At 61.9% G+C, this 21,309-nt stretch carries 16 protein-coding genes and 1 tRNA gene; 5 read left to right on the forward strand and 12 right to left on the reverse strand.

Annotated elements, in window-relative coordinates:
• The 5 genes from BG842_RS24005 to BG842_RS24025 all read right to left on the reverse strand — a co-directional run.
• A partial coding sequence (locus tag BG842_RS24005; protein WP_139136256.1) for an FAD-binding protein occupies positions 1-1,143 on the reverse strand: 1,143 nt, incomplete at its 3' end.
• A gap of 16 nt (positions 1,144-1,159) precedes the next feature.
• Positions 1,160-2,026 (reverse strand): succinate dehydrogenase/fumarate reductase iron-sulfur subunit, encoded by an 867-nt coding sequence (locus BG842_RS24010; RefSeq protein ID WP_007977566.1) that lies wholly within the window; start codon positions 2,024-2,026, stop codon positions 1,160-1,162.
• Positions 2,027-2,392: a succinate dehydrogenase hydrophobic membrane anchor subunit gene (locus BG842_RS24015; protein WP_007977568.1), complete on the reverse strand. Its 366-nt coding sequence runs from the start codon at positions 2,390-2,392 to the stop codon at positions 2,027-2,029.
• Positions 2,393-2,785, reverse strand: a complete 393-nt coding sequence (sdhC, locus tag BG842_RS24020; protein WP_007977571.1) for a succinate dehydrogenase, cytochrome b556 subunit — start codon at positions 2,783-2,785, stop codon at positions 2,393-2,395.
• 250 nt (positions 2,786-3,035) lie between these two features.
• On the reverse strand, positions 3,036-4,112 hold the full coding sequence (locus BG842_RS24025) for a succinylglutamate desuccinylase/aspartoacylase family protein (protein WP_069452779.1): 1,077 nt from the start codon (positions 4,110-4,112) through the stop codon (positions 3,036-3,038).
• Positions 4,113-4,246: 134 nt separating this feature from the next.
• On the opposite strand from BG842_RS24025, the gene BG842_RS24030 reads away from it, so the two are divergent.
• Complete coding sequence (locus tag BG842_RS24030) at positions 4,247-5,605, forward strand: RimK family alpha-L-glutamate ligase (RefSeq protein ID WP_069452780.1); 1,359 nt, start codon at positions 4,247-4,249, stop codon at positions 5,603-5,605.
• Between the two features lie 92 nt (positions 5,606-5,697).
• Positions 5,698-6,315, forward strand: a complete 618-nt coding sequence (locus BG842_RS24035; protein ID WP_069452781.1) for a DNA-3-methyladenine glycosylase — start codon at positions 5,698-5,700, stop codon at positions 6,313-6,315.
• Between the two features lie 182 nt (positions 6,316-6,497).
• On the opposite strand, the gene BG842_RS24040 is transcribed toward BG842_RS24035, so the two are convergent.
• The 3 genes from BG842_RS24040 to BG842_RS24050 form a co-directional block, all read right to left on the reverse strand.
• Positions 6,498-7,994 carry a S8 family serine peptidase gene (locus tag BG842_RS24040; RefSeq protein ID WP_139136257.1) on the reverse strand — a complete coding sequence of 499 codons (1,497 nt, stop codon included), beginning with the start codon at positions 7,992-7,994 and terminating at the stop codon, positions 6,498-6,500.
• 240 nt (positions 7,995-8,234) lie between these two features.
• A complete protein-coding gene (locus BG842_RS24045) occupies positions 8,235-8,528 on the reverse strand; it encodes a hypothetical protein (RefSeq protein WP_069452783.1) in 294 nt (97 codons plus the stop codon).
• Positions 8,529-8,678: 150 nt separating this feature from the next.
• Positions 8,679-9,833, reverse strand: a complete 1,155-nt coding sequence (locus BG842_RS24050) for an acyl-CoA dehydrogenase family protein (protein ID WP_069452796.1) — start codon at positions 9,831-9,833, stop codon at positions 8,679-8,681.
• A 115-nt stretch (positions 9,834-9,948) separates the two neighbouring features.
• Between BG842_RS24050 and BG842_RS24055 the strand changes: the two genes are divergently transcribed.
• The 3 genes from BG842_RS24055 (at position 9,949) to BG842_RS24065 (ending at position 13,616) form a co-directional block, all read left to right on the forward strand.
• Positions 9,949-11,916, forward strand: a complete 1,968-nt coding sequence (locus BG842_RS24055) for a 3-hydroxyacyl-CoA dehydrogenase/enoyl-CoA hydratase family protein (RefSeq protein WP_069452784.1) — start codon at positions 9,949-9,951, stop codon at positions 11,914-11,916.
• A gap of 120 nt (positions 11,917-12,036) precedes the next feature.
• Positions 12,037-12,111, forward strand: a tRNA-Glu gene (locus BG842_RS24060).
• 293 nt (positions 12,112-12,404) lie between these two features.
• Positions 12,405-13,616 (forward strand): HalOD1 output domain-containing protein, encoded by a 1,212-nt coding sequence (locus tag BG842_RS24065; RefSeq protein WP_069452785.1) that lies wholly within the window; start codon positions 12,405-12,407, stop codon positions 13,614-13,616.
• On the opposite strand, the gene BG842_RS24070 is transcribed toward BG842_RS24065, so the two are convergent.
• Genes BG842_RS24070 through BG842_RS24085 form a run of 4 tightly spaced genes read right to left on the reverse strand, consistent with a single transcriptional unit; the run spans position 13,608 to position 21,246 of the window.
• Positions 13,608-15,590 carry a SpoVR family protein gene (locus tag BG842_RS24070; protein ID WP_069452786.1) on the reverse strand — a complete coding sequence of 661 codons (1,983 nt, stop codon included), beginning with the start codon at positions 15,588-15,590 and terminating at the stop codon, positions 13,608-13,610. The two genes, BG842_RS24065 and BG842_RS24070, sit on opposite strands and share 9 nt — an antisense overlap.
• Entirely contained in the window at positions 15,587-16,894 is a 1,308-nt protein-coding gene (locus BG842_RS24075; protein ID WP_069452787.1) for a YeaH/YhbH family protein, read from the reverse strand. Before BG842_RS24075 ends, BG842_RS24070 begins: the two co-directional genes overlap by 4 nt.
• Positions 16,885-19,170 (reverse strand): PrkA family serine protein kinase, encoded by a 2,286-nt coding sequence (locus tag BG842_RS24080; protein WP_069452788.1) that lies wholly within the window; start codon positions 19,168-19,170, stop codon positions 16,885-16,887. The genes BG842_RS24075 and BG842_RS24080 overlap by 10 nt, the downstream gene beginning before the upstream one ends.
• 3 nt (positions 19,171-19,173) lie before the next feature.
• Complete coding sequence (locus BG842_RS24085) at positions 19,174-21,246, reverse strand: PrkA family serine protein kinase (RefSeq protein ID WP_069452789.1); 2,073 nt, start codon at positions 21,244-21,246, stop codon at positions 19,174-19,176.
• Positions 21,247-21,309 lie beyond the last annotated feature (63 nt).

The raw sequence follows: 21,309 nt of genomic DNA on the forward strand, positions 1-21,309 counted from the left end.
GCGGTTCGACCCGTGGACGGACACGCAGGCACACTCGCCCGCGGCGTACAGTCCCGAGATGCAGGTCTCGCCGTTCTCGTCGGTTTCGATGCCGCCCATCGCGTAGTGCTGGCCGGGCTTGACGGGCATCGGTTCTTCGAGCGCGTTGACGCCCTCGAAGTCCTCCGCGAGGTGGAGGATGTTTTCGAGACGGTCCATGATGCGCTCCTCGCCGAGGTGGCGCATGTCGAGGTGGACGTACTCGTCGTTGATTCCCCGTCCGTTGTTCACTTCGGTCAGTTCGGCGCGGGCAACCACGTCACGGGACGCGAGTTCGCCCTCGTTGTTCGCGTAGCCGTGTTCGAACATGAACCGCTCGCCCTCGCTGTTGTAGAGGATACCACCCTCACCACGCACACCCTCGGAGATGAGAACCCCGGTCGAGGGGAGCGTCGTCGGGTGGAACTGGATGAACTCCATGTCCTCCAACGGGACGCCTGCACGGTATGCCATCGCCGCACCGTCGCCGGTGTTGGCAACCGCGTTCGTCGTGTGGTCGAAGACCTGTCCGAGACCGCCGGTGGTCAGGATGACGCCATCTCGGGCGACGAAGCCCTCGACGTTGCCCGTCTGGATGTCGTAGCCGATGACGCCGTGACAGTCGCGTTCCTCGGGGTCGTCTTCGTTCGTGACGGCGAGTTGGCTCACGTACCACTCGTCGTACACCTGAATACCGCGTTTGACGACCTGCTCGTACATCGTGTGGAGCAGGTGGTGACCCGTCTCGGCACCCGCGTAGGTCGTTCGGGCGAACGAGAGTCCACCGAACGGGCGCTGGGAGACGCGACCGTCGTCCTCGCGGGAGAACGCCATCCCCCAGTGTTCGAGTTGGATGGTCTCTTTCGGGCTGTCCTGACAGAGCGTCTCGATTGCCGGGGCGTCACCGAGGTAGTCCGACCCCTTCATCGTGTCGTAGGCGTGGAGTTCCCAGTCGTCGCCCTCTCTCAGTGCCGCGTTGATACCGCCTTCCGCCGCGCCGGTGTGACTTCGTACGGGGTGAAGCTTCGTGACGAGGGCGACATCTGCGCCCTCCTCGTGGGCCGCGATGGCCGCACGAAGCCCCGCACCGCCAGCACCGACGACGATTACGTCGTGTTCGTACATTGTGTCTGAATTAGCCTTACCAGAACTTGAGGTTGTTCTTCACCGCTTCTCGTTTGAGCTCCTGGATGTGCTCGGTCAGCGGGATGTCTTTCGGACAGACGTTCGTACAGGAGAACTGGGTCTGACAGCGCCAGACGCCGTGTTCCTGGTCGAGGATTTCGAAACGGTGTTCCTTCATGTCCTCGCCTTCGCGTTTGTCCATGGCGAACCGGAACGCCTTGTTCAGCGCCGCCGGGCCGAGATACTGGTTGTCGCCCGCCGCGATGTTACACGAGGACATACACGCACCGCACCAAATACAGCGCGTGGACATCTTGATTTTCTCGCGGTTTTCGCGGGTCTGGCGCTGTTCTTCCAGTTCGTCGCTCGGCTCGTCGTTGGTCTGGAAGTAGGGTTCGACCGAGTGCATCTGGTCGTAAAAGTGTTCCATGTCGACAACGAGGTCCTTGACGACCTCGGCGTGCGGGAGCGGTTCGACGCGAATCGGCCCGTCCAAGTCCGAAATCTGCGTCTTGCACCCGAGTCGCTGCGTGCCGTTGATAAACAGCGCGTCGCTGCCACAGATGGCCTGTCGGCAGGAGTGACGGAACGTGAGCGTCGTGTCAAACCGGTCACGTGCGTACATCAGCGCGTCGAGGACGGTCATCCCCTTCTCGAAGGGGACGTAGAAGTCGTCGAAGCGGGGGTCCATCTTGCCCTCGACTTCGGGGTCGTAGCGGAACACCTTGAGGTGGACCGTCTCCTCGTCCGCCTCGGTCGGCTCCTGCACCTCCGACGACCGCCCTTGACGGGCCTTCTTTTCCGCCCGTCGGCGGTCGCCGGGGGTTTCAGTGCGCTCGGTTTCGGTCTCGCTCTCTGATTCTTCGGTTAGTTGCGTGCTCATTTACATCAACCCGTTCATGACGAGTGCGACGTAGATTCCCTGCGCGGAAAGCAGGACGCCAGCCACGACGAGAACCCATTTGACCGCGGTCTTTCGACTTCCCGTGAGACCCTGATTTATCAGGGCAGCGTAGACGCCGTTGACGCCGTGGAACGCCGCCGTGATGAGGAACAGCGTCATCGTGAGGAAGTACCCGATTTGGGACATCCGGGCCTGTGTGCCCGCGAACGTCACTTCGGGCGCGTGGTGGACGAAGTGGAGCATGAAGAAGTGGAACGCCAGCACCACGACGAGGAACGCCGCCGTGACGCGCTGGAGGAACCACGACATGCTTCCGCTCTGGAAGGAGGAGTAGCGCTCCGCCATTTAGAACGCCCCCTGCATGAACGTCGGAACGCTCGCCAACACGATGACTGCCGTCACGATGAGCGAGGCGTAGAAGCTCTTGTCCTGCGATTCCAATCCGACACCCAGATCGACGAAGAGGAGTCTAACGCCGTTGAGAATGTGGAAAACGGCCACGGCGAGCAGGCCCACTTCACCGATTCGGACGATGGTCAGTTCTTCGAGACCTTGAATCGTTGCGGTGTAGGTACCCGGATTCGCCGTGGCGGTACTCAACACGGCGATGTGCGTGAACAGGTAGCCGATGAGTACCCACCCAGTAAATTTGTGGAAAATCCAGGCCCACATCCCGGCCGAAAACTCGCGCCATCGGCCGAAGTCCTCGATGAGGCCCCGGTTGTACGATTGACTCATTCCAATCGGATGGTCGGTACTGGGAGCAAATAGAAGTTACTACCTGTCCGCGTTCTTTCCGGGAAGTTGCGTCCGCGCTGATAGCTCTCGCGGAGGCGAGCGGTGGTTTCGCATTTCCGCGTGAGAGGCTCTCTAGCGTGGGAAAGTTTGACCCGCATCGTGGTCGGCTCGCGTTCGGCGGCAAAAATAGCTGTCAACGATTCGCCGACTCACAGGTTGCCGCTTTTTTCGAGCCGACGACACCGCCTCGTCACTGCTCGCCGAGTTCGGGTACCCCCACGTATCCCGGCGGTTGGACGTCGCCCTCGGTTTCGGCGTGTGCCCGGTCGCGTTTCAGCGCCCGGCGGGTGTCCGCGTTCAGTTCGACGATGTGGCAGAGCGGGTTTCCTGGATACACCACGGGATTCTCCAGAACGCCGACGAGGAGGCCGGTGAAAGGTGCCTCGACGATTTCGCGTTCCGTCTTGAACGGGTTCGTGATGGAGCAGATAGGCGTCCCTTCGTAGACGAGCGAGCCGCGGTCGTAGTGCATTTCCACGAGGCCACCGGCGTCCGCGCGGAGCCACGTTTTTTCCTTCTCGTCGTCGATGACGGTTCGCCAGCCGGGCCACTTCACCGGGTCGTCCGGATGGAGGTCGTACTCCGCGAAGACGCTCATCACGCCTTCGAGCGCTTGGTCGATGAAGTTGCGCTGGAACCGGTGGGCCTCGCCCATCTCGATGGTTATCGTCGGCGCACCGCCCTCGGACGCCTCGCGTCGGAGCGCCCCGGACGGGCCGGAGGAGGAGATGATGACGTTCGACCCGAACGCTCGTGCGAGTCGAGCGACGTCGGGGTCTTGCATATCCGCCCGAACGTGGAGCATATTGGTTCGACCGCGGGTTGACGTGTGGAAGTCGATGCCGAGGTCGCACGGTTCGAGGAAGTTGCGATATATCTGGTCGGCCATCCGCTTCGCGCTCGTGGAATCCTCGCGGCCGGGGAACGAGCGGTTCAGGTCGCGGTCGTAGATGGGGAGGTATCGCTGTTGGGCGAGAAAGCCCGGAACGTTCAGCACGGGCATGCAGACGATGGTCCCGTGGAGTTCCTCGTGGTTCCAATCGTAGGCGACTTCGCGCACGACCTCGATACCGTTGAGTTCGTCCCCGTGGGCCGCCGCGGAAAGGAAGATGGTTGGCCCCGGATGCTCGCCGTTGATGATAGTGACGGGTATCCGTACCGGATCACCGAGATACGTCTCGCTGATTCCGTACCGGATGTTCTGCGTCTCGCCCGGCTTCACGATACCGCCATTATACGTGAACGGCTCCGCCTCGTCCCCGGTCATGTACGTCACTCGGGGACCACCGCATAAAAACATACTACTACACTTGTCTGATTCCGAAACCATTCTGTGAGAGCCGTTGACGCTTCAAAACGAGTGAGAACGATTTAAGGCCGAACGGACGAAATGTATCCAACATGGATTCTGACGGTTCGCCCGTTCGCGTAGGTGTACTCAGTCTACACAACAGCAAAGAAACGAAAGCGATCTGCAACGCCATCGAAGACCTCGGTCACGAACCGGAGTGGCTTCGCCACGAGAACACGGCGGTCGAAATCGAGGACGGAGACGTCACGCTCGAACCCGACATCGACGTCGTTGCGAACCGGCTGTTGCTGTCCAATACGGAACAACCCTCCGAAGCCCTCGGACTTGCGAACATATACGACTCTCTCGTTCCGATTCTCAACCGACCACACGCGGTGATGACGGCGATTCACAAGTTCTCCACCGCGTCGAGTCTCGCGGACGCTGGCATCCAAGTCCCGGATGCACTGCTCGCGCTCGACACCGACCGCCTGAACGACGGGCGGGCGAAGTACGGCGAGGAAGCGGTCTACAAGACCGCCATCGGAACCCACGGCGGCGGGACGTGGAAGGTCGGCGCGGAAGAGTTGGTCAATCCGCGCGTCGGCGAGCGGCAGGCGTTCCTCCAGGAACTCATCGAGCGCGACGAGGGACGACACCGGGACCTCCGCGTCTACGTCGTCGGCGACCGAATCGTCGGCGCGATGAACCGCTACGCGCCGGAGAACGACTGGCGAACGAACGTCGCGCTCGGCGGCGACGTGGAGGACATGACCGACGCTCTCCCCGACGACGTGGTGGATATCGCTCGTCGAGCGACGGACGTCATCGGTCTCGACTACGCCGGTGTCGACCTCATCGAGGGACACGACGGCTGGTACGTCCTCGAAGTGAACCCGACGGCCGGGTTCAAAGGGCTGTACAAGGCGACCGGGCGGAGCGCGGCACCGTACATCGCAAAGGCCGCTATCGAAGCGGGCGGCGGCGAAGTGGACGACACCCGCGTCGAGGAACTGACCGCCACGCTCGACGATTCGATTCCCTCGTGCAAACCCGTTAGCAGCAGCCCGGAGCCGACCGAACCCGTCGTCATCGGCTACACCGAGGAAGTGTTGGTGAGCGGAACGAGCGGGTCGGAAACTGTCGTCGCCAAATCCGACACGGGGGCCACCCGGTCGAGCATCGACACCAAACTCGCGGCGCAAATCGGTGCCGGTCCAATCAAGAGCATGACGCGCGTCAAATCCGGGAGCCGAAAGGCGAGCAAGTCGCGTCCCGTCGTCGACGTGGTTATCGGCGTCGGCGGCAACCGCCACACCGTCACCGCGAGCATCGAGGACCGAAGTCACATGGACTACCCGGTCCTCCTCGGCCGCGACATCCTCGAACACTATCAGGTGGACGTTCGGCGGCGCGTCGACGGCGAGGAGGAGGCCGAGATGGAAGAAGAGGAGGAACAGGAAGGGTAATCGACCGCGTTCGAGGACGATGTGAACGCGAGGTCGGCCCGACGTCGCCAAGCACGCCGTTTTTTACGCTCGGATTCGTACCGCTGGGCAGTATGGAACCTTCCCGTGACGGGACAAAAGCGGATGCCGAGAGCGCCGACCGTGTCCTCCGCGAGGACCCCGTGATGGCGGAACTGCTCGACAAGCACGACCCGTACACGGAATCGAACTGGACGGAGTACGAACGGCTCTGTATCTCCATCATCAACCAGCAGTTATCGACGGCGAGCGCCGCGGCGGTGAAAGAGCGCGTCTTCGCCCTGCTCGGCGAGGTGACGCCGGAGGCGGTGCTGGACGCCGCCGCCGCCGACCTTCGGGACGCCGGGCTTTCGCGCACGAAAGTCCAGTACCTGAAGAACGCGGCGCGCGCGTTCCGGCAGAACGATTTCACCGCGGAAGGGCTGGCCGCGCACTCGAACGAGGAGGTCGTGGACGCGCTGACCGAAATCAAAGGCGTCGGCGACTGGACCGCACGGATGTACCTATTGTTCGTGCTGGAACGGGAGGACATCCTTCCGCTCGGAGACCTCGCGGTTCGGCGCGGAATTCAGCAGTTGTACGGCGACGGTGAGGAACTGACGCGCGAGGAGATGCGCGAAATCGGCGAGCGGTGGCGGCCCTACCGCTCGGTTGCGACCCGATACATCTGGGCCGAGTACGAATCGGAGTGAGCGGAGAACGCTTCGAGAGAGCGGAGAACGCTTCGAGAGAGCGGAGAACGCTTCGAGAGAGCGGAGAACGCTTCGAGAGAGCGGAGAACGCTTCCGATGCGGCGGTCGCTTGTGCTCGTATCTGAAGCGGAGAGAAAACGTGGTTGCCGTCGTTCCGTCGCGTTCACCGCGAGTCCGAACTATCAGTCGTTGTGGCCGTGTCCGTGGTCGCCGTCGTGATCGTCATCATCGTGACCGTGACCGTGGTCATCGCCATGGCCGTGACCGTGGTCGTGGTCGCGGATTCGCCGCCACACGGCGTGTTTCGTATCGAGGTGACCCTCGCCGTGGTAGGTCGGGTCGTCGAGGTCACGGGCCGTGGCTTCGAGGTGTTCGCGCACTTCGCCGGGCGTCGCGTCCGGGTTGACGCTCTTGACGAGCGCGGCGACCGCCGCGACTTGCGGCGACGCCATGCTCGTTCCTCCCTTCCAACCGTACGCGGGGACCATGTCCGCGTCGTCGTCCTCGTCGCCCCACTCGAAGACCGTGCTCAGTACCAAGTCGTACTGAGCGTTGGCGTCCTCGGGTGCGTCCTGGTCGAAGTTTCCGCCCGGGGCGCTGATGTCGATGGCTTCCGCCCCGTAGTTGGTGTAGAAGGCGGGTTCGTACGTCGGTTTACGGAGGTGATGCAGCGCCCGCCAGTAGTGATGTCGGCCGTGATGCCAACCGCCGTGGCCGCGTTTTTCCTCGTGATTCTCCTTGCGCTGTTCGTCGTCCCAGAGGAAGCCGATGGGACCGGTGGCGCTGATGCTCATCACGTTGTCGGCCTCGTTCGGGAGGCTGATCACGTCGCCGTCGGCGTCGAGGTTGGCCGAATCGTTCCCCGCCGCCGCGACGAGGAGCGTCCCGTTCTCGTTCGCGTATCCCGACGCACGCTCGATAGTCTCCTGTAGCAGTGCCGTATCGGAATCGTTCGGGAGCGGGTACGCGCCGAGGCTCATGTTCGCCACGTCGGACTCGATGTCCGCGCTGTACACCATCGCGGCAACGATGTCGCCGAAGGTGGCGAACGGTCCCGTGAACACGCGAAGGGCAACGAGGTCGGTGTCCGGCGCGGTGCCGATAACGCCATCCTCGTTCGACCCGTCAGCGGCGATGATACCCGAGCAGTGCGTTCCGTGGTCGCTCTCGACCGGATTGAAGTCACCGCCGTCATCGGTGAAGTTCTTCGAGAGGTCGGTATTGAGCGCGTGTTGGAGGTCCGGATGGTCTTCGAACGCACCCGAGTCGATGACCGAAACGCGCGTCCCTTCACCGCGCGTCCTGCGGTGAACGCGCGGAACGTCCTGCGCTTGTTTGTCCCACTGAAGTCGATACAACGGGTCGCTCATCCGCTTGTGTCGGTCGTGTTCGTCCCCGTGATGTTCCACCTCGGGGAACGTGACAGTCATCTCTACGTCCTTCGAATATCGAGTTCCGCTCATCTTCGCGTCGTCGGCCCTGACGACGGCGATGTCGATTTGGTCGAGTCGGTGGACGACTTCGACATCGCCCAAATCGCTTTCGCTCACGGAGCGGAGGTCGAGAATGTATCGGTCTTCCGACGAACTCGCGGAAACCGTCGGTACCGTCATCGTCAGCCCTGCGAGGGCTACCCCTGCACCTTTCAAAAAGGAGCGTCGAGTTGGTTTTTGTGACATTCCAGTATATATCAATTTTTCCCTGTTTTAATATTATGCATTCCGGCAACAGATAACGCGTGTCTAGGCGACGGTGATAACGCGTGTCCAGACGACTGGAACGAATACGACGGAAATGAACGCGACGGGACGACACTCGCGGGCGAGGATGGCTTCCGCGAAAACAGGTTCGAAGTCGGGTCCTCGTTCGCTGCGTCGTGGTGGCGCCGCGCTGAAGCGATACAGCCGTCTCGATGGTGACTAGAAACTCTCCGAGGGTTCCAACTCGACCGCGAGGTCGAGGTACGACTCTATCGGCATGTTCGGCTCGTCGAACCGGACGTTCTCACCCTCTCGGTCGATAATACCGTCCGCTTCCATCTTCGGGAGATGTTTATGACGCAATTCCGTGAGAACGCCCTCCTCGTCGTGCTCCGTCGTGCGGTCGTCCCACTCGACGATTCGTTCGGCGAGTTCCTCGCGTTCGACGGGATGGTCGCTGTTTCGAAGGTGATAGAGAACGTATCGGCGACGATGGTCGGAGAGGACCTCCATTATCGTATCGAGCTCGTCCGGTCCACCCCAGTCATCCTCCGAATTCGTGCCTGTAACACTAGTCGAGTTGGAACTCATCGTTACTAGCATTGTTACGAGAGAAACGCAAAAGAACGATGCCTACACACCTAGGTATGGTTCGGTGGGTCGTCAGAACCCTTTGCCGAGCAGTTCGCGGGCGATGATGTTCTTCTGGATTTCCGTCGTGCCCTCGTAAATCTGGGTAATCTTCGCGTCGCGGTAGAGTCGTTCCACGTCGAAGTCGTTGACGTAGCCCGAGCCGCCGTGAATCTGGACCGCTTCGTCGGCGCATTCGACCGCGACGCGCGAGGAGAACTCCTTCGCCATCGAGGCGAGTTGGGTCAGTTGCCCGTCGCCGTTGGCGACGCTCCACGCGGATTTGTAGGTGAGATTACGCGCGGCCTCGGTCTTCGTGTGCATCTCGGCGAGTTTGTGCTGGATGGCTTGGAAGTCGCTGATGGAACGCCCGAACTGCTCGCGCTCTTGGGCGTAGTCGAGCGCGCGTTCACAGGCACCCTTGGCGATACCGACACCCTGCGCGGCGACTGCCGTCCGTGTTTCGTCGAAGAACTGCATGAGTTGGAGGAAGCCCATGCCGCGCGTGCCGACGAGGTTCTCCTCGGGAACGCGCACGTCGTTGAAGATGAGTTCGGCGGTGTCGGAGGCGCGGATACCGAGTTTGCCCGTTATCTTGTCGGCCTCGAACCCGTCGCGGTCGGACTCGACGATAATCTGAGAGAACCCGGCGTAGCGGTCGTCGGCGTCGGGGTCGGTCTTCGTCATGACGACGAAGTAGTCGCCGATGGACCCGTTCGTGATCCACATTTTGTTGCCGTTGATGACCCACTCGTCGCCGTCCTTCTCGGCGGTCGTGGAGACGGAGGAAACGTCCGAGCCGGTGTCGGGTTCGCTGATGGCGGTTCCCATGACGGCATCGCCCGCCGCGACCGGCGCGAGATACTTCTCTTTTTGCTCTTCGGTCCCGAACTCGCGGATGGCGTCCCCGCCGAAGGCCGTGCTCGTGATGCAGAGACCGATACCGGGGTCCACGGCGAACAGTTCCTCGACGATGATGGCGACTTCGAGGGGCGAGTAGCCCGCGCCACCGTACTCGATGGGGATGTTCGCGCCGGTCAGACCCATCTCGGCCGCCTTGTCGATGATCTCCCACGGATACTTCTCCTTCTGGTCGTACTCCTTCGCGATGGGTTCGACCTCGTTCTTTGCGAACCGCCGCACTTCGTCACGGATGGCTTGCTGCTCGTCTGTCAGCTCGAAGTCCATGTGCATGAGTTACGGGGCAACGAATAAATCGTTTTGTAACCGGATATAAACTGGGAGACTGTTTATTAGCTCGGAGAGAGAAACGTTGAAACACCCCCGTAACGAGGTTTCTTACATGGAGCTCGAAGATATCAACACCATAGCGGTTCTCGGAGCTGGCAATATGGGCCACGGAATCGCGGAAGTCGCCGCACTCGCGGGATTCGACGTGAACCTGCGCGACATCAAAGACGAGTTCGTCCAGAACGGCTACGAGAGTATCGAATGGAGCCTCGACAAACTCGCCGAGAAAGAGCAAATCAGCGAGGCGGAGGCCGACGCCGCGCTCGACCGCGTGACGCCCCTCGTGGACTTCGAGGAAGCCGTCTCCGACGCCGACTTCGTTATCGAGGCCGTCCCGGAGAAGATGGCCATCAAGAAGGACGTGTACGGCGAGCTCGAGGAGTACGCACCCGACCGAGCCATCTTCGCCACGAACACGTCCAGCCTCTCGATAACTGAACTGTCAGAGGTGACGAACCGCCCCGAGCGGTTCTGCGGGATGCACTTTTTCAACCCGCCGGTTCGGATGCAACTCATCGAAGTCATCACGGGTGAACACACCGACGAGGACGTTCTCGACGTGACCGAGGAGTTGGCCGAGGAGATGGGCAAGACGCCGGTTCGCGTGCGCAAGGACAGCCCCGGATTCATCGTCAACCGCGTGCTCGTCCCCCTGATGAACGAGGCAGCGTGGATCGTCGAGTCCGGCGACGCCACCGTCGAGGAAGTCGACAGCGCAACGAAGTTCGACATAGGCCTGCCGATGGGTAGTTTCGAACTCGCGGATCAGGTCGGCATCGACGTCGGCTACCACGTCCTCGAATACATGCACGAGGTGCTCGGCGACGCCTACGAGCCGTGTCCGCTCCTCGCCGAGAAGGTCGAGGAAGGCGACCTCGGCAAGAAGACCGGCGAGGGGTTCTACGACTACGAGAACGGCGGCGTCGATATCCCGACCGACGCCGGAAGCGAGGATATCGTACTCCGTCTGCAGGCCGTGATGGCGAACGAGGTGGCGAACCTCGTCGGCAACGACGTCGCGCCCGCGAGCGAGATAGACGAAGCGGTCATGCTCGGCGCTGGCTTCCCCGAAGGCCCGGCCCGGATGGCCGACGACGCCGGACTGGACACCCTGCTCGAAACGCTCGAATCCCTCCACGAAGAGACCGGTGCGGCGCGGTACGAGCCCGCGGACTACCTCGAAGAGCGCGCCGACGTCGGCGGCTTCGCCGACCAGACCGAGGACGAGGGCATCGAGTTCGAGGCCATCCGCATCGAGAAGCCGGGCGAGATGGTCGGGCAAATCGTCCTCGACCGCCCGCACCGCATGAACACCATCAGCGGGCAACTACTCGACGAACTGTCCGAAGCCATCGACCAGTTGGAGGCGGACGACGAGGTTCGCGCCGTCCTCATCACGGGCGAGGGTGACAAGGCGTTCTCCGCCGGTGCGGACGTCCAGAGCATGGCCGCGGGCGGTGCCGACCCGATTGGAGCCATCGAACTCTCGCGCAAGGGTCAGGAAACGTTCGGCAAACTCGAATCCTGTTCAATGCCGGTGGTCGCCGGAATCGACGGCTACTGTCTCGGCGGCGGGATGGAGCTGTCCATGTGCGCCGACCTCCGAATCGCCAGCGAGCGCTCCGAACTCGGACAACCGGAACACGACCTCGGCCTCCTGCCGGGCTGGGGCGGCACCCAGCGCCTCCAGCACATCGTCGGCGAGGGTCGAGCCAAGGAGATCATCTTCACGGCCGACCGCTTCGAGCCCGAGACGATGGCCGACTACGGCTTCGTGAACGAGGTCGTTCCGACTGACGAGTTCGAGGACCGCGCGTTCGAACTCGCCGCGAACCTCGCGGGCGGCCCGCCCATCGCCCAGAAGTTCACGAAGCGCGCGATGCTCAAGGGCTGGGAGAGCACGGAAGCCGGGCTCGAAATCGAAGCCCAAGCGTTCGGCCACCTGATGGCCACCGACGACCTGATGGAAGGCATCACCGCCTTCATGGGGAAGCAGGAACCCGAGTTCGAAGGGAAGTAAACTGCTATCCCTTCCCACAAGGGATGGCACCGATTGACGCGGAATCCGCCCGCTGTCGGTCGATAACGGAAGGTTTAAACTAGTCCACCAGAAAGCAATGAGTGCGAAGAAGCGTAGGACGCTCGGTTGGTGTAGTCCGGCCAATCATCTTGGCCTTTCGAGCCGAGGACCAGGGTTCAAATCCCTGACCGAGCATTTTCCCGATTTCAGTTCCGCAAGCGACTGCTGTGTGGTCGCTCATCCCCACGTCGAGGCTTTGCTTTGAAGTGACATCTCACTCACCAACACTAATATATCAGAGATAAAAACAAACAGCAAACAACAAAATGCGGAGAAAACGGCCGATAAACCGTGGAAACATATGACGTGTATTCTGCCGTTCAAATAGTCTAGCGGATATCTTTATTATTCCCGGATTCCTCTCTATGACACGTCAGACGATGCGTTCGCCACCCGTGAGAAGGAAATAAGTCGCAGATACATACGATATGACTACAGCAGGCGATTCATCATTCGGCGTCGGAAGCGGTCTTCTCTTTACCGCCGCGATGGGGAGAGGGGACGATAGCGACTGCGTACGCCAACTCTCCGTCGGCGATGGGGGCGACCGAAACGTCCTCATCGTGACGTACAACCGAGCGCCGGAAGTCGTGTACAACCACTGGGAATCGCGCATCGGCAACGAACCGACGGAGTTCGGCGTCGTCGCCGTCGGTGGCGGTGGTGCACGGACCGGAACGCACCGACTGCAACCCGGCGACGACGACAACGACGTCTCGCTTGCGAACCCCGCCAGTCTCGGCCGACTCGAAACCACGATTCACCTGTATCTGGACGAGTGGGCCGCGAACGACTATCCGACGATACTTTGTTTCGACTCGATTTCGGCGGTGCTTCGTCACGTGGACCGGACGACCGCGTTTCGATTCCTGCACTCGCTGACGGAATTCCTCCGCCAACGCGATATCGTCGCGCACTTCCATCTCGACCCGGACCAGCACGACGAGACGACGATAGCCATGCTACGCTCGCTGTTCGATGTCGCTGGCGAATGTCACGAAAGCGGGTTCGAGAAACCCGTCCCCGCCGAAATTCTCTCGTCGCTTCTCGGCGCGCCGCGCCGCCGACTGGTCTGTCGTTACCTCTCCGAAGTCGTGGATTCCGCGCCTATTTCGGCTATCGCGGAGCAGGTCGCCGCGTGGGAACGGTCGGGAACGCCGAGTAAAAACGAGATAGAACGGGTTCACATCACCCTTCATCACGTCCATCTCCCGGCGTTGGCCGCGGTCGGCGTTCTCGAACGCGACGGGGAGACCGTCTCTGCAAGGGTTGAGGAGGAGACGTTGAAACAATACGTCCGGTTGACGGCGGACGACGCCGCGACGGGGACGACGCCCGTCTTTCCGGGCCAAGAGCCGGTTCGAATCGACGACCGGGCGATGGACGAGGCGAGCGAAGTGTACTGGACGGTGTACGGGACGGCGCCCGATTCGGTCGTCGTGACGCTCGCGCGGGCGCTCGGCGACGTTTCGGACAGCCACGCGACGGAACTACGGCCCGTCCTCGCCGAGGTCATCGACATCGACGCGTTGCAGCGACTCGCCGAACACACCGATATCTCGGTCTACGCGACGTTCGAGTACGAAGGATACGAAGTGGTGGTCGATAGCGGTGAGATCAAACTCTACGACTCACGCTAGCCACTCGTCCGGTTTCGTGTTGTAATCCACGTCCGTCGCCGCGATGTCCTCGACTTCGCTCCACGGCAGGTCGCGCATCTCGAACTCGTTGCCGTCGTAGTGGATGAGTTTTCCTTGCTCCTCGGGTTCCGGTTCGCGGTCGCGCCGCCGGGCGATTTCGGCGTCGCGTTCGTCGATTTCCTTCACGATGGTTTTCAGGTTCACCGGGTGGCCCCAGAGTTCGTAGATGCGCTCCAGCGTACGCGTCGCTTGGTCGAGGTCGAGCATGACGCCGTTGTAGTGGTGGCCGAGCAGGAGTTCGCTCTTGTTGTCGTAGTTGCCGTCGTAGACGGCCATTGTCGGCTTCCCGAAGTTGGTGAACTGGAGCATCAACTTCTTCTTTACGTCCTCGTACTCCGTGCTCGTCACCCGGTAGTCGCCGGTCGTCCGACTGAACTCGTAGGTGAAATAGTCGTTATCGACCACGAACTCCTTCGTCAGGAAGCCGTCGAGGAACGTCACGTCGTTGTGACTGGACCGGACTTCGTACATCCGGTCCCACCCGGCGGTGTACGCCACGTCCGCCATCGCTTCCTCGACGCTATCATACCGTTCGTCGTCCATCATGTAGCGGGCGTACTGCTCCAAGTCCGCTTGCGGGATTGCTTCGAGGAAGCCCTGATTCTGGAGTTTGCAGAGCGAGAAGTGTCGCTCGGCGAGCCCCTCGTAGGTGAGCACTTTCCACGGATGGGCATCGACGTCGATTTCGCCCTCCTCGGCGCGCTCCAGCGCCTCCGCGTCGACCGTCTCGGACGGGAGCGATTCGAGGTCGGAAAGCGTCTCCGACGATATCGTTTCGAGCGCCGGGTCGGGTTCGATGAGGTCCGCAACGCGGTCGAAATCCACCACGTCGTGGAAGTTACGCCACGTGATGCCCTTCACGCGAAGGAGCTTCCGAACGACCTCGCGCCGGTTTTCAGTGTTCTCGATGTACTCCCACAGCTGTTTGCCGAGTTTGTAGGGATTCAGCCCCGGCGACCCGAGGACGCGGGCTTGGTGGTCGGCGTACTCGATGAACTCGTCCGCGCCCGCGAAGCACTCCTCGCCCATCATCATCGACTCCCAGTAGGCGGCCCACCCTTCGTTCATCACCTTCGTCGTCTTCTGGGCCGCGAAGTAGTAGGACTCCGTGCGGAGCATCTCCAGAATCTCCGTCTGCCACTCCTCCATCTCGACCGCCTTGCCCTCCTCGGGGTCGTAGGCGTGCCCGTGGTCGCGGAGGTACGCGAGGATGTCCTTTTCCGGTTCTTCGAGCGTTCCGGCCTGTTTTTCCTGTTGAGCTTCCAGCCACTCGTCGTCGAACACCTCGTCACGAACCTCGTCGCTGAGGTTCATGTCTTCCAGTTGGTCCGCGAGTTCGTCGGTCTCGTGCTCCTCGTCTTCGACCCGGTGCTGGTTTTTGAACGCCTGATGCTGGTCGATGTTGTCCTGCAAACAGAGCACGTTGTCGATCCACTTCTCGACCTCCTCGCGGTCGATTTCGGGGTCGGCCATGATACGACGCACGCGGTCGGCGTGGCGCGAGAGGAGCGCCGCCGCGTCGAGGTCGTCCGCGAACATCCGATACCAGCGGTTGTTGGCGAAGAAGTCCGAGTGGGCTTCGACGTGGGTGATGACCGCCTTCTGGTCCGCGAGGCTGTTGGACTGCTGGAGGAAGGCGTGAGCCGGGTCGTCGTTGATGACGATTTCGAACGCCTTGCCCCCGCCGAACTGCCCCTGCTTTTGCTGGCGGTCGTACTTCATCCCCCAGCGCCAGTGCGGGTATCGCTCCTGAAACCCGTCGTAGGCGATGAGTTCGTTCATCTCGTCGTAATCGACGATCCAGTATTTGACCGGATAGGGGTCGAGTCCGAGTTTCCGCGCGAGTTTCCGCGCTTCCACGACCGGTTCGCGCACCTGTTCCGCCTCGCGCTGCGTTTCGATTCGCTCGTTCATGATGCCTCCGTGCTCAGGATTTCGTAAATCGCACTCGTCACGTCCTCCGGGCCGTTGACGTAGCTGACCGCGACGTTATCCGTCTCGGCGAAGTGCCGTTCGACCTCCTCCGCGTGGGTCGCGTTGATGGCCTTGCCCTCCGGTTGCGTTTCGACGTAGGCGTGCAGGTTCGCCGGAATCTCCTCCATCCGGGGGATGACGTTCTCCTCGGTGTCGTTCCGGCTGTTCTCGCTGTCGCCCGCCGCGAACACGTAGCGGTTCCAGTCGGCCCACGGGTACTCCTCTTCGAGGATTTGGCCCGCGAGTTCGTAGGCCGACGATATCTTCGTCCCGCCGCCAGACCGGATTCCGAAGAAATCGTCGCGTTCGACCCGCCACGCCTCCGCGTCGTGGGCGATGTAGACGAACTCCGCCGTGTCGTACTTCCCGGTGAGGTACCAGTCCAGCGGGGTGAAGGTCCGTTCGACCAGTTCGCGCTTCTTCTCGCGCATCGACCCGGACACGTCGCGGATGTTGACGACGACGACGTTCTTCTCGCGCTCCTCGATGATTTCGGGGTAGCGGTAGCGTTCGTCCTCCCGCCGGAACGGGATGTTCTTGACGCCGTGTTCCCGAATCTTCTGCGCGGTGCTCGTCGGCTGGACGTTCGACTCCATCTCCTCGATGCTCTCCCACTTCGAGCGCTCGTCTTCGGGCAGGTCGTCGTAGTTCTCCTCGACCCACCGCTTCGAGACGGTGAGGTTGTTCGCTCGCGCCCAACGGAACACCTCGTCCGGTCCCCAGCCCTCGACGCCCATCGCTTCGCGGATGTAGTCGGGGTCGAAGTCCATCGCGAGCTTGCGTTTCAGCCCCTCCTTGAACATGCGCTCGAAGTCGAGCGTGCTGTCGGGGCCGGTCTTCGTCATATCGGTGAAGTCGCCTTCTATCTCCTCGATGACCTCCTTGCCCTTCGGTTGGAGGTTCAACCCGAGTTCGTCGTCGAGTTCCTCGGCGAACTCCTCCGGGTCCATCTCGTAGTAGCCGTGTTCGTCCGACTCGTCGCCGGGTTCGCCCTCGTCCCCGTCGTCTCCGGGTTGTGGCTGTGGCTGGCCGACCGGGTCGCCCACGTCGGGTTCCCCTTGGCCGACGCCGCCCTTGTCGCGGCGGTCGTACTGGAACTCCGGGAGGTCCACGATTTTGATAGGGATGTGAATCTCGTCCGGGAGACTCTGACCGAGATCACCGTACTGGATGAATTCGGCGAGGTCCTCGCGGCGGTCCTCACCGACTTCGCTGTACCGTTCGAGGTCGTCTCTCAGTCCCATTTGTAGCTCACCTGATTCATGACGTGCTGACTCGTCAGTTCCGCCGAGGCGGGCGAGTAGCCGAACAGGTCCTGTAGGTTCTGGATGGTCTGTTCTTTCACCTCGGCCGTCTCGGTGTTCTTCGGCGGATTCTCCCACTGGCTCGGGTTGAAATCCTCGTAGACACGGTGCACGTCGTCCCAGTCGTTGTTTGCAAGCACTGTTTTGATGATCGGAACCTCCTTCGGGTCGATGTCGCCGACTTCGAACTCCTCGTTCCGGTTCTCCCACGCGTGGCGGTTCAGCGCGGTAATGACCTTGTTCCGGCGGAACTCGGCCACCGCAGGGCTCGCCTCGTGGTTCGCCTCGTAGGCGTCCGGGGTGAACCGGCCGAGGTGCTCCGTCTCGAACACCTTCATCTTCAGCGCGTCCGGTTCGATACGCTCGCCGCGTTCGTTTTCGACTTCCTCGCCGGTCGCCCACGCGTAGACGTGTTCGATGTACTCGGCGACGGTCTCCTCGTCCACGCGCCGGTCGCGCATGATGGCGTCCAGCACGTCGCCCTCCTGCTGTTGGAAGATGTAGTTTTTCACGGGGACGAGGCGGTTTTCGTACTCGGTGCGCTCCGCCGCGGAGAAGACGGGGGCGTCACCGATGCTCTCGGCCATCACGTTGAGAACGTCGCGGGGCATGATGACCTGCTCGACGTCGTAGTCGGAGTGGTGGCGGTCACGGATTTCGTTGAGCAGTCCGGCGATGATATCACGGGTGTACGTGACCGGGATGCCGCCCGACCCGTCCGTCGCGTCGTCGTCGAAGTCGAAGTCGTCCTTCTCGATGCGCTCGTCGCCGTCCAGCAGGTAGCCGCGGTCGAAGAGGACGGCCTTGTCCACGAGGTCGAGTCCGGCGGGCACGTCGCTCGCGTCGAGGCGGGACACCACGCTGTACAGCGCGGCGGCTTCGATGGCGTGGGGAGCGAGTTCGCGCTCGTTGATAGCGTCACCGTCCCGAACCTGCACGCCGACCGGTTCCCGAATCCGAGCGTCGAGTTCGTCGTACACGTCCGCCTGCCACACCGCCGTCTCGTTCGTGAGTTCGCGCCTGATGAGTTCGGCCTCCAAACTGAGATTCGTCAGGTAGCGGAACTCCCGACGGTCGAGGCGGCGCTTCAGCGCGCGGAGGGGGTCCGCACCCCCGGCGTCCGCGTGCTGATTCAACTGCGCTTCGAGGTCGGGGTTCGAGATGATGACGAGTTGCGTGTCGATGTCCATCTGGATGCCCTTGTCCAGTTTCACCGCTTTCTCGTCCGGCACGTTGAGCAGTTTCTGGAGCAAGTCGGCGTGTTGGGCCGCGTCCTCCACGATGGTCAGCAGGCCGTTGCCCTGCGAGAGCACGCCGTCGTAGCTGAACGCCTGCGGGTTCTTACGCCCCCGAGAGTCGAGTTCCTGCAACATCCCCTGCATCCAACTGCCGACCAGTCGCTGTTTCGGGCGGCCGCTGTCCTCCGAGTGGAGGACGCCGATGCCGTCGCCGACGTCCACGACGTAGTTCTTCACCCGGAGGTGCGCCGGGTCGGTGATGGCCGAGAACAGTTCTTCCTCACCGTCGCGTCTGTACTGCTCTTCCAGATAGTCGTAAGCCTCCCGGCTGAACGGGTCGAGTTTCCCCTCGACGAGGATGTCGAGGTGGTCGTCGATGGTGTCGTTCAGCCTGTCGAGCAGTCGCTCGCGCACCCGCGGCGGGAAGACGAGCAGCGGATGCGACTGAACGGGACTGGCGAACCAGTTCTCCTCGCTCGTCGCAACCGCGTCGTCTCCGTAGGTGAGTCCCGGGGCGTCCGTCGCGGTGGCGATGTTCCACTCGACGGTGTAGCGCCGTCCCTCGGGCGTCTTCGAGTACTCGCGGAGTCCGTTGACGAGACAGCGTTTCAGCTCGGACTTTCCGGTCGCCGTCGGCCCGGCGAACCAGATTATCTTCTCCTCCTTGCCGCGACGCGCCGCGATGGAACGGAGGTCGTCCACGAACGCGTTCAGCACCTCGGTGTTGCCGAGGATGGCGTGCTCCCCGTCGTTGTGCGGGTCGTCGAAGAAGCGGTAACGCTCCTTCTCCTCGCCCTCTTCGACCACCGTTCGAGTCCCCATGGACTCGACGGCTTCGAGGAGGTACTTGCTCGCGTGCGAGGCGATGGTCGGGTTTTCGAACGCCGCGTCTACGTACTCCGCGAGGCTCAGCGGCTCCTCGTACGTCTCGCGGAGTTCACGGTTCGCGTCGTCGATGTAGTCGCTCCCTTCGGTCACTGGTCACTCCTCCATTTCGGCGCGGGCGACTTCCGCCCCGGCGAATTCGAGCACCTCCTTTGCGCCCTCGCGTGAGTAGCCCTGTTCCATCAGCGCGTCCACCCACGCGTTCTGTTCGTCGTTGTCCATTTCGTTCGCCGACACCAACGCCGAGAAGTTGATGTTGTGTTTCTTGTCCTCCCAGAGTTTGCGCTCCAAGGCGCGGCGCAAGCGGTCGTTGTCCTGCGGGTCGAACGCCTGCCCCTCGCGGGCGCGCCGCGACACCCAGTTCGACACTTCCTGCCGGAAGTCGTCCTTGCGGTCGCGGGGGACCTCCAACTTCTCCTCGACGGCGCGCAGGAAGCTCTCGTCGGGTTCCTGCTCGCGCCCCGTCAGTTCGTCCTCGACGGTGGCGTTGTCGATGTAGGCCATCACGTGGTCCATGTACTTCTCGCCCTGCCGCTGGATTTCGTCGATGTCGTAGGCGAGCGCGTGGCGCACGTCCTCGATAGCGCGTTCGCGGTATTCGCCGCGAACGGTCTCCAAGTAGCGGTAGTAAGTCTCGAAGTTCTCCTCCGGAATGGAACCGTGGTTCTCCAGGTTCACCTCGAAGTGGTTGAACACCGACAGCGGACTCAGGAAGCCGCGGCTTCGGTGCGTGGAGTTCATGATGGCCTCCGCGATTTCGTCGCCGATGAACCGAGCGGAGACGCCTTCCATTCCCTCCCCGATGTCGGCCTTCTCCTCGGCTTCCTCGCGGAGTTTCTTCACGTCGATGTCGTCGGTGTCCTCGATTTCGCCGTTGTAGGATTTGGCCTTCTGGAGGAGGTCCACCATCTCGGTGTCCGGCTCCTCGATGCGGGTCAACACGCCGAACAGCCCCGCCATCTCCAGGGTGTGCGGTTCGATGTGCACGTCGGGCACGTCCGCGTTGCGGAGCATCTTCCGGTAGATGTCGGCCTCGGACTCGTATTCGAGGACGTACGGGAAGTCGATGCGCTTCGTCCGGTCGTTGAACGCCTCCATCTTCTCGTCGCCCTTCTTGTCCCGGTACTCGGGCATGTTCGTCCGGCCGACGATGACTTGGTCGATGTCGATGCGGGGGTTGTTCTTCGGCTTGATGGTCTGTTCCTGCGTGGCGTGCAGGAAGTCGTAGAGGAACTCCCGTTGGAGTTTGAGCAGTTCCTCGCCGCTGAAGATGCCGCGGTTGGCGTTACAGAACGCGCCGGAGTAATCGAACGCTCGCGGGTCGGATTCGCCGTAGATGGCGATCTTCGAGTAGTTGACGTCGCCCGTCAACTCCGTCTCGTCCTGGTTCTTCTTGTCCTTCGGCTCGAACGTCTCGACGGACTGGCGCTTGTTCTCGTCGGCCACGAGGCGGAATATCTCGATGTGGTTTTCGAGCACCTGCTTGATGTCGTCGTCGTAGTACGCGAGCAGCGAATCCATGTAGAACTCGCTCGCGGGGTCGAGCGCCTGCTCGTTTTTGATGGTGTACGGCGCGTCCAACTCCTCGTTGATGTCGTCGATGACGCGCTGCCGCTGTTCGAGCGGCAGCAGGACGAGCGGGTCCTGATTCATCGGCGACCGAATCTCGTCGTCGGCCGGGTCCTGGTCGGGGATGACGTCACAGAGGTTCGTCCAGCGGAACGTGTACAGTCGCCCCTCGTCGTGGAGGGTGTAGTCCTCGAAATACTTGCGAACCTGTCTGTCGAAGTCGGATTTCCCCGACCCGACCGGCCCGAGCAACAGTTTGATACGTTTCTCGGGGCCGAGTCCGCGCGCACCGCTCTTTACCTTGTTCACGAACTCGTGAATCGCACGGTGGATTTCACGCCCGTAGAACGTGTTCTCCCCGTCGAATATGGGGTCTTCGGACGCGAGTCGGTACTCGACGACGCCGGAGTCTTCGTCGTACTCCGTGCCGTAGTAGTCGAACATATCGGCGACTCGCTGGTGGGCGTTTCTAGCTACCTTCGGGTCTTCGTATACCTCTCGGAGGTACCAGTCGAAGGACTTCGTTTCACGGAGGTCTTCCGGCATCGATTCCTGGTAACTGCGGCTGAGGTCGTCCAGCGTTTCGATGTCACCTTTCATTGTATCACGCATTGTTTGGGACTTCGTATGGACCAAGGGAGAGAGAGAGACCGACCGGGCGGC

Source organism: Haladaptatus sp. W1, assembly GCF_001723155.1.
Taxonomy (GTDB): Archaea; Halobacteriota; Halobacteria; order Halobacteriales; family Haladaptataceae; genus Haladaptatus; species Haladaptatus paucihalophilus.